This is a genomic window from Kitasatospora sp. NPDC004723, assembly GCF_040609255.1.
GTDB lineage: Bacteria > Actinomycetota > Actinomycetes > Streptomycetales > Streptomycetaceae > Kitasatospora.
Genome location: NZ_JBEXJT010000026.1, coordinates 108,530 through 117,083 on the forward strand (window position 1 = coordinate 108,530; position 8,554 = coordinate 117,083).

General features: G+C 73.2%; 4 protein-coding genes. 2 read left to right on the plus strand and 2 right to left on the minus strand.

The window, feature by feature from the left end; genetic code table 11:
* Nucleotides 1–109: 109 nt before the first annotated feature.
* Together dxs and ABZW10_RS23895 are read right to left on the minus strand one after the other, a co-directional pair.
* A complete protein-coding gene (dxs, locus tag ABZW10_RS23890) occupies nucleotides 110–2,014 on the minus strand; it encodes a 1-deoxy-D-xylulose-5-phosphate synthase (protein WP_355369208.1) in 1,905 nt (634 codons plus the stop codon).
* 236 nt (nucleotides 2,015–2,250) lie between these two features.
* The gene (locus tag ABZW10_RS23895) at nucleotides 2,251–3,435 is read right to left on the minus strand and encodes an ROK family transcriptional regulator (protein ID WP_355369210.1); all 1,185 of its coding nucleotides are present in this window, start codon (nucleotides 3,433–3,435) and stop codon (nucleotides 2,251–2,253) included.
* Nucleotides 3,436–3,891: 456 nt separating this feature from the next.
* On the opposite strand from ABZW10_RS23895, the gene ABZW10_RS23900 reads away from it, so the two are divergent.
* Nucleotides 3,892–5,661: a PQQ-binding-like beta-propeller repeat protein gene (locus tag ABZW10_RS23900; RefSeq protein WP_355369212.1), complete on the plus strand. Its 1,770-nt coding sequence runs from the start codon at nucleotides 3,892–3,894 to the stop codon at nucleotides 5,659–5,661.
* 135 nt (nucleotides 5,662–5,796) lie between these two features.
* Entirely contained in the window at nucleotides 5,797–8,376 is a 2,580-nt protein-coding gene (gene pepN, locus ABZW10_RS23905) for an aminopeptidase N (protein ID WP_355369214.1), read from the plus strand.
* Nucleotides 8,377–8,554 lie beyond the last annotated feature (178 nt).

Consider the following 8,554-nt stretch of genomic DNA (forward strand, 5'->3'; position numbering starts at 1 on the left):
GGCTCCGGCAGCGCCGGTCCCGCCTTTGGTGCGATTATCAGCCCCCGCCCGGTGTGACTGTTGCAGAGCTGTCACACACGGGCCGGGGGTGAAGAGGTGCGGGAGGCGGTCAGGCGTCGACGGCGACGTCGAGGCGCGAGACCAGGGTGGCCACCCGGCGGGCGAGGTCCGGGGCGGTGAGGCCGATCTCGGCGAGGATCTCGGCCCGCGAGGCGTGGTCCAGGAACTCCTGCGGGATGCCGAAGTCGCGCAGCGGCAGGTCCACGTCCGCGTCGCGCAGCGCCTGGGCGACGGCCGCGCCGACGCCGCCGGCCCGGCCGTTGTCCTCGACCGTGACGACCACCCGGTGCTCGGCGGCCAGGCCGGGCAGCGCCGGGTCGACCGGCTTGACCCAGCGCGGGTCCACCACGGTCGAGCTGATGCCCTGGGCGGCCAGCAGGTCGGCCACCTCCAGGCACATCGGGGCGAGCGCGCCGACCGAGACGATCAGCACGTCGGCCCGGCGGCCCTCCTCGGCGTCCGGGTTCGTGCGCAGCAGGTCCATGCCGCCGACCTTGCCGACCGCCGGGACGGCCGGGCCGACCGTGCCCTTGGAGTAGCGGACCACGGTCGGGGCGTCCTTGACCTCGACGGCCTCGCGCAGCTGGGCGCGCAGCTGGTCGGCGTCGCGCGGGGCGGCGAGCCGCAGGCCGGGGACGACCTGGAGGATCGACATGTCCCACATGCCGTTGTGCGAGGCACCGTCGTCGCCGGTGACGCCGGCCCGGTCCAGCGTGAAGGTGACGCCCAGCTTGTGCAGGGCGACATCCATCAGGACCTGGTCGAAGGCGCGGTTGAGGAAGGTCGCGTAGACCGCGAAGACCGGGTGCAGCCCGCCGGTGGCCAGGCCCGCGGCGCTGGTGACGGCGTGCTGCTCGGCGATGCCGACGTCGAAGATGCGGTCCGGGAAGGCCTCGGCGAACGGCGCCAGGCCCACCGGGTGGAGCATCGCGGCGGTGATGCCGACGATGTCCTCGCGCTCGTGGCCGAGTGCGACCATCTCCTCGGCGAAGACCGAGGTCCAGCTCCGGCCACCGGAGCTCTTGATCGGCAGGCCGGTCTCCGGGTGGATCACGCCGACCGCGTGGAAGCGGTCCTCGTCGTTGTTCTCGGCGGCGTGGTAGCCGCGGCCCTTCTCGGTGAGGCAGTGCACGATCACCGGGCCGCCGAAGCCGCGCGCCTTGGTGAGCGCGGACTCCAGGGCGGTGAGGTCGTGGCCGTCGATCGGGCCGATGTACTTGAGGCCGAGGTCCTCGAACATGCCCTGCGGGGCGATGAAGTCCTTGAGGCCCTTCTTGGCGCCGTGCAGGGTCTCGAAGAGCTGCTGGCCGACCACCGGGGTGCGCTGCAGCGCGTCCTTGCCCCAGGACAGGAAGCGCTCGTAGCCCTGGGTGGTGCGCAGGGTGGCGAGGTGGTTGGCCATGCCGCCGATGGTCGGCGAGTAGGAGCGCTCGTTGTCGTTGACGACGATGACGAGCGGGCGGTCCTTGGCGTCGGCGATGTTGTTGAGCGCCTCCCAGGCCATGCCGCCGGTCAGCGCGCCGTCGCCGATCACGGCCACCACCGGGTCGTTCTTCCCGAGCAGCTCGTTGGCCTTGGCCAGGCCGTCGGCGTAGGAGAGGACGGTGGAGGCGTGCGAGTTCTCGATCACGTCGTGCTCGGACTCGGCGCGCGAGGGGTAGCCGGACAGGCCGTCCTTGGTCCGCAGGCCGGAGAAGTCCTGGCGGCCGGTGAGCAGCTTGTGGACGTAGCTCTGGTGGCCGGTGTCGAAGAGGATGCGGTCGCGCGGGGAGTCGAACACCCGGTGCAGCGCGATGGTGAGCTCCACCACGCCGAGGTTCGGGCCGAGGTGGCCGCCCGTCTTGGAGACCTCGGTCACCAGGAAGGTCCGGATCTCCTCGGCCAGGGCGGCCAGCTGTCCGGGCGTGAGCCGGTCGAGATCGCGCGGTCCCCGAATGCGGGTCAGCAGGGCCACCCGTTCCTCCTCGTTCAGTGTTCGCGGACCGCGGGGGCCCGACGGGCGTCGCCGCCCGGTGTCGACCGGTCGAGTCTAATGTCCGCCTACCGAACACCGGGCGGGGTGTCCGGTACCGACGGCCGGTACGCGCCAGTCACCTCGGCGGTCACTCCTTCGAGTGGACGGGCGCACCCGGCGTGTCGGTGCGCCGCGGCCGGGCCGGACGGCGGGGCCCCGGGACCGGCCCACGGCGGTCAGGGGCGGGCGATCGCGAGCGCGCTGGAGTCGCCGGCCTCGCTCATCACCAGCGCGAGCGCGCCCAGGACCTCGGCGCGGCCGCCCAGGGTGCCCGGGACCACCGACAGCTGGCGGGCGGCGCTGGGGATCGCGTAGCGGGCCACCGAGTCGCGGATCGGCGCGAGCACCAGCTCACCGGCCTCGGCGAGGTCGCCGCCGAGGATCACCCGGCGCGGGTTGAGCAGATTGCACAGGGTGGCCACGCCGGTGCCGATCTGCCGGCCGGCGTCGGCGATCACCCGGCGGCAGCCGAGGTCGCCCTCGTGGGCCAGCTCCACCACCCGGGGCAGGGTGAGCCCGGTGCCGAGGGTGGGGGTGAGCAGGTTCAGGAGGTAGCGGGAGCCGACGAAGGTCTCCAGGCAGCCCCGGTTGCCGCAGCGGCAGACCGGGCCGGCCTCGTCCAGGGTGATGTGGCCGATCTCTCCGGCGGTGCCGCCCGGCCCCCGGTAGATGTGCCCGTTGACCACCAGGCCGGCGCCGACGCCGCTGGCCACCTTGATGTAGGCGAGATCGTTCAGGCCCCGGCCGGCGCCCCAGACCAGCTCGCCGAGCGCGCCGAGGTTGGCGTCGTTGTCGACGTGCACCGGCAGGCCGAGCCGCTCGGCCAGCTCGCGGCCGGGGGCGATGCCGGTCCAGCCCGGCAGGATCGCGGTGGAGCCCAGCGCGCCGGTCTCCACGTCGATCGGGCCGGGGACGCCCAGGCCCACGCCGATCACCTTGTCGGCGCGGAAGCCGGCCTCCGCGAGCAGCCGCTCGACCAGGGCTTCGGCACGGTCGAAGCCCTGCGCGGCGGACACGTCGACGTCCATCGGGGCGCTCTCCTCGGCGAGCACCCGGTGGGCGAGATTGCCGACGGCGACCCTCAGATGGGTGTGGCCGAAATCGATCCCCACCACGATGCCCGCGTCCCCGCTGAGCGAGACGCTGCGGGCACGCCGGCCGCCGGCGGAGGTGTCGGCGACCACGACGGTGCCGCTCTCCTTCAGTTCCCGGACGATGTTGGACACGGTGGCCGCCGAGAGGCCGGTCCCGCGGGCGATCTCGGCCTGGGTCAGCGAGCCGGCCATCCGCACCGCGCGGAGCACCCGCTCCAGGTTGGCCCGGTGCAGCGAGGACTGCGAACCCGGAGTGTCCGTCGACATGATCCACCCTCCCAAGGGCGCGGGACCCCTCCACCGGGCGTCCCCTTCAAGTCCTGAAGCCTAGGGCCTGTCTCTTGGTGAAGGCACGGCGGAGGGACGGCGGAGGGCCGGTGAGCACGCCCGGGGCACGACAGCGGCCGGCGGGGGCGGAGGGCGGGCCCGGGCCAGGTCGGCGGGGGTGCCGGAGGGTTGACATCGCCCCAGGTCGGCACGGGGGCGGACGGGGTCGCGGGTTCCGCCGCCGGTCCGAAAACCGGCCCCCCGTACGATGGTGCCCAATCTCACCCGTCCCGCCGGACACGGACGTGCGCCGGTCACGGGACGCTTCCAGACAAGACGGGGCATCAGATGGCAGGGGATCACCCCATACCGGGGGCTGGCGAAGCTCCCGGCGGCGGACCGGACAACCGGGGCGTCTCGTTCGGACGCAAGCCGGGCGGCGTCGACCCGGCGGCCGTGGCGGACCAGCAGACACAGCTCGACGGGGCGGCGGTCCCCGGCCAGGCCGCGCCGGCGGCCCCGGCCGCTCCGCCCGCCCCGCCGGCGGCTCCGCCCGCTCCGCCGGCCGCGGCGGCGGGCGGCTACGCGTACGCGCCCACCGCCCCCGCCTTCCCCGCGCAGGGAGCCGCCCAGGGACCGGCACCGGTCGGCCCGTACGACCCGGCACCCGGCCAGCCGCAGTTCGGCGCCCCGGCCGCGGGCCAGCAGCCGTACGGCTACGCCGCCCCGCCGCCCGCCGACGGCGGCGCGGCCGGGTACGGCTACCCGCAGCAGGGCGGCTACGGCTACCCGGGCGCCCCGGTGCCGGCCCCGCCGAAGCAGCGCAACCCCGTGATGCTCTGGGGCGGCATCATCGGCGGCGTGCTGGCGATCGCCATCGTCGCCGCGCTGGTCGTGCTGCTCACCGACGACAACAAGAAGAAGGACGACCCGCCGGCCGCCTCCGGCGGCACCACCGGCGGCCAGGTCACCGGTGGCGGCGGAACCACGCCGGACGTCAGCAACAGCATCAGCGCACCGCCGACGACCGCCACCGGCGGCACCACCGGCGGCGGGGGCGGCGGCAAGGCCGGCGCCTACAACCTGGGCTGGGCGGCCGACAAGCCGGCCAGCTCGGTCAGCGGCTCCACCCGGCTGCTCGCCATCTGGGGCGCCGACAAGATCGCCGTGCGCGCCGACACCACCGGCATCCGCGCCGTCAACACCGCCGACGGCAAGGAGGCCTGGAGCATCCCGGTGCCGTCCGGCGCCAAGGAGTTCTGCAGCGCCTCGTACAGCGCCAACTCCAAGCACGTCGCCGCGGTCGCGCTGAACACCGGTGACAGCGACTGCTCCACCATCGCCGCCGTCGACCTCACCACGGGCAAGCTGTCGTGGAGCGCCAGGGTCGGGCAGAACAAGATGGTCGCCCCCACCCTGAGCATCACCGACAAGGTCATCGGCATCGGCGCCAACACGGCCGCCGCGGTGAACGTCTCCGACGGCTCCGCGGTCTGGGCGTTCCAGCCGCGCGAGAAGAACTGCAGCGTCTACGGCACCGCCGCCGGCGCGCAGATCGTGGTCACCGACAGCTGCTACGGCGTCAACACCACCGTCAAGTCGCAGCTGGTGATCCTGGAGACGGAGACCGGCAAGGTCGCCTCGCCCGCCCCGATCACCCTGACCGGCAGCATCGAGCGGGTCGACAAGGTCCTCTCCGACCAGCCGCTGGTGCTGTCGATGGCCAACGGCTCGAACGGCGACTACGTGCTGCCGTTCGACAAGACCAACAAGCCGGGCACCCAGATGCCCGTCAAGGAGCCCGGCTACGACAGCCTGCGGCTCAGCGGCCTGGCCGACGCCTTCACCCAGAGCGTGGTCAGCGGCAGCACGCTGTACGTGCAGACCAACCCGACCAAGCCGGCGGTCAACGCCTACGACCTGAACAGCGGCAAGCGGCTCTGGTCCACCGACGGCAAGGCCAAGGACGGGATCCGGCTGGTCTCCGGCACCGACAAGGAGGGCCGGGTCCGGGCCATCCTGGACATGGGCTACGGCAACGACGCCAAGCTGGTGACGCTGGCCGCCGCCGACGGCGCGGTGAGCGAGCTCGGCAACGTCACCGTCAATTCGACCTTCACCATCGGCATGAGCACCAACGAGTTCGTCCTGAACTCGGACGGGTCGCTGTACGGGTTCTCCCGCGGCAGCTTCGACTCCCCCGTGTTCAAGTACGTCAAGAAGTAACGGGGCCGCGGGTGGGGCGGCGGGGCCGACGAGCCCCCGCCGCCCCACCCGTCCCGTATCCGGGCATATTCCGGCGGACCGGGCGGACGGGCATGGCAGGATGCCAGACATCAGCCTGACGAAGGAGTCCTGCGAGTGCCCGGCACCAACCTGACCCGCGAGGAGGCCCGCACCCGGGCCGACCTCCTGCACGTGGACGCGTACGACATCGAGCTCGACCTGAGCTCGGCCCGAGAGGGGGGCACGTTCCGGTCCACCACCGTGGTCCGGTTCACCGCCACCACCCCGGGCGCGGCCACTTTCATCGACCTGGTCGCCCCGAGCGTCGAGGAGATCGTCCTCAACGGCGAGCGCCTCGACACCGCCGGCTTCGCCGACAGCCGGATCGCGCTGCCGGGCCTCGCCGCCGAGAACGAGCTGCGCGTCGTCGCGAACTGCGCCTACACCAACACCGGCGAGGGCCTGCACCGGTTCGTCGACCCGGTCGACGGCGAGACCTACCTGTACACCCAGTTCGAGGTGCCGGACGCCCGCCGGGTCTTCGCCAACTTCGAGCAGCCCGACCTGAAGGCCGCGTTCACCTTCACGGTGACCGCGCCCGCCGGCTGGAGCGTGATCTCCAACTCGCCCACCCCCGAGCCGGAGGGCGAGGGGGACGCGCAGGTCTGGCGCTTCGCCCCGACCGGCCGGATCTCCTCCTACATCACCGCGCTCATCGCGGGCCCCTACGTCGGGGTCTTCGACGCCTACGAGAACGGCGAGCAGAAGGTGCCGCTGGGCATCTACTGCCGGCCCTCGCTGCGCGAGTTCCTGGACGCCGAGGCGATCTTCGAGGTCACCAAGCAGGGCTTCGACTACTTCCAGGAGAAGTTCGACTTCCCCTACCCGTTCCCCAAGTACGACCAGCTGTTCGTGCCGGAGTTCAACGCCGGCGCGATGGAGAACGCGGGCGCCGTCACCCTGCGCGACCAGTACGTGTTCCGGTCCAAGGTGACCGACGCCGCGTACGAGGCCCGCGCCGCGACGATCCTGCACGAGCTGGCCCACATGTGGTTCGGCAACCTCGTCACCATGGAGTGGTGGAACGACCTCTGGCTGAACGAGTCGTTCGCGACCTACGCCGAGGCGGTCTGCCAGGCCGAGTCGCCCGCCTCGCGCTGGCCCAACTCCTGGACCACCTTCGCCAACCAGATGAAGACCTGGGCGTACCGGCAGGACCAGCTGCCGTCCACCCACCCGATCATGGCGGAGATCAACGACCTGGAGGACGTCCAGGTCAACTTCGACGGCATCACCTACGCCAAGGGCGCCTCGGTGCTCAAGCAGCTGGTGGCCTACGTCGGCCAGGACGCCTTCTTCGAGGGCGTGCGCGCCTACTTCAAGCGGCACGCCTGGGGCAACACCCGGCTCGGCGACCTGCTCGGCGCGCTGGAGGAGGCCAGCGGGCGCGACCTCAAGGCCTGGTCCGCCGCCTGGCTGGAGACCGCCGGCATCAACGTGCTGCGGCCCGCGCTGACCCTGAACACCGACGGCGAGATCGAGTCCTTCGCCGTGCTCCAGGAGGCCCCGGCACTCCCGGCCGGAGCCAAGGGCGAGGCCGTGCTGCGCCCGCACCGGATCGCCATCGGCCTCTACGAGCTGGCCGACGGCGCGCTGGTGCGCACCGACCGGATCGAGCTGGACGTCGACGGCCCGCGCACCGAGGTGCCGCAGCTGGTCGGCCGGCACCGCCCGGCCGTGGTCCTGCTGAACGACGACGACCTGTCCTACGCCAAGGTCCGGCTGGACGAGGACTCGCTGGCCGTGGTCACCGAGCACCTCGGCGGCTTCACCGACGCACTGCCGCGCGCGCTGTGCTGGGCCTCCGCCTGGGACATGACCCGCGACGGCGAGCTGGCCGCCCGCGACTACCTGACGCTCGCCCTCTCCGGCCTGCCGCGCGAGAGCGACATCGGCGTCGTCCAGTCGGTGCACCGCCAGGTCAAGCTGGCGCTGGACGCCTACGCCGACCCGGCCTGGCGCGAGGCGGGCCTGGCCCGCTGGGCCGAGGCCGCCGAGGAGGCGCTGCGCGCCGCCGAGCCGGGCAGCGACCACCAGCTGGCCTGGGCCCGTGCGCTGGCCGGCGTCGCCCGTACCGAGGGTCAGCTCGACCTGCTCGCCGGTCTGCTGGACGGCACCGCGCAGATCCCCGGCCTGGCCGTGGACACCGAGCTGCGCTGGACCCTGCTGGGCCGGCTCGCCGCGACCGGCCGGGCCGACGAGGCCGAGATCTCGGCGGAGCTGGAGCGCGACAACACCGCGGCCGGCCAGGAGCACGCGGCCAGCTGCCGCGCCGCCCGCCCGACCATCGAGGCCAAGGCCGCGGCCTGGGCGTCCGTGGTGGAGTCGGACGAGCTGACCAACTACGTGCAGGCGGCGGTGATCGGCGGCTTCCAGCAGGCCGACCAGCGCGCCCTGCTCGCGCCGTACGCGGAGAAGTACTTCGCCGCGGTGAAGGGTGTCTGGGAGAGCCGCAGCCACGAGATCTCGCAGCAGATCATCGTCGGGCTGTACCCGGCGCTGCTGGTCGAGCAGGCCACGCTGGACGCCACCGACGCGTGGCTGGCCTCGGCCGAGCCGGCGCCGGCGCTGCGGCGCCAGGTCGTCGAGGCGCGGGCCGGCGTGGAGCGGGCGCTGAAGGCGCAGGACGCCGACCGGGCCGCCTCGGAGCGCTGATCCGGCCGCTCCCTCCCCCCTCCGCGCGTCCCCGTGCGGAGGGGGGAGGGAACGAGCGAGGGGGCGCCGGACCTGGTCCGGCCCCCCCTCGGGGTCTGTGGGCGCGTGGGGCGCGTCCGGGGTGGCCGCGTACCGCAGGTGGGGCGAGGAGGTAGGGAGAGCGGCGTGTAGGGGAAGA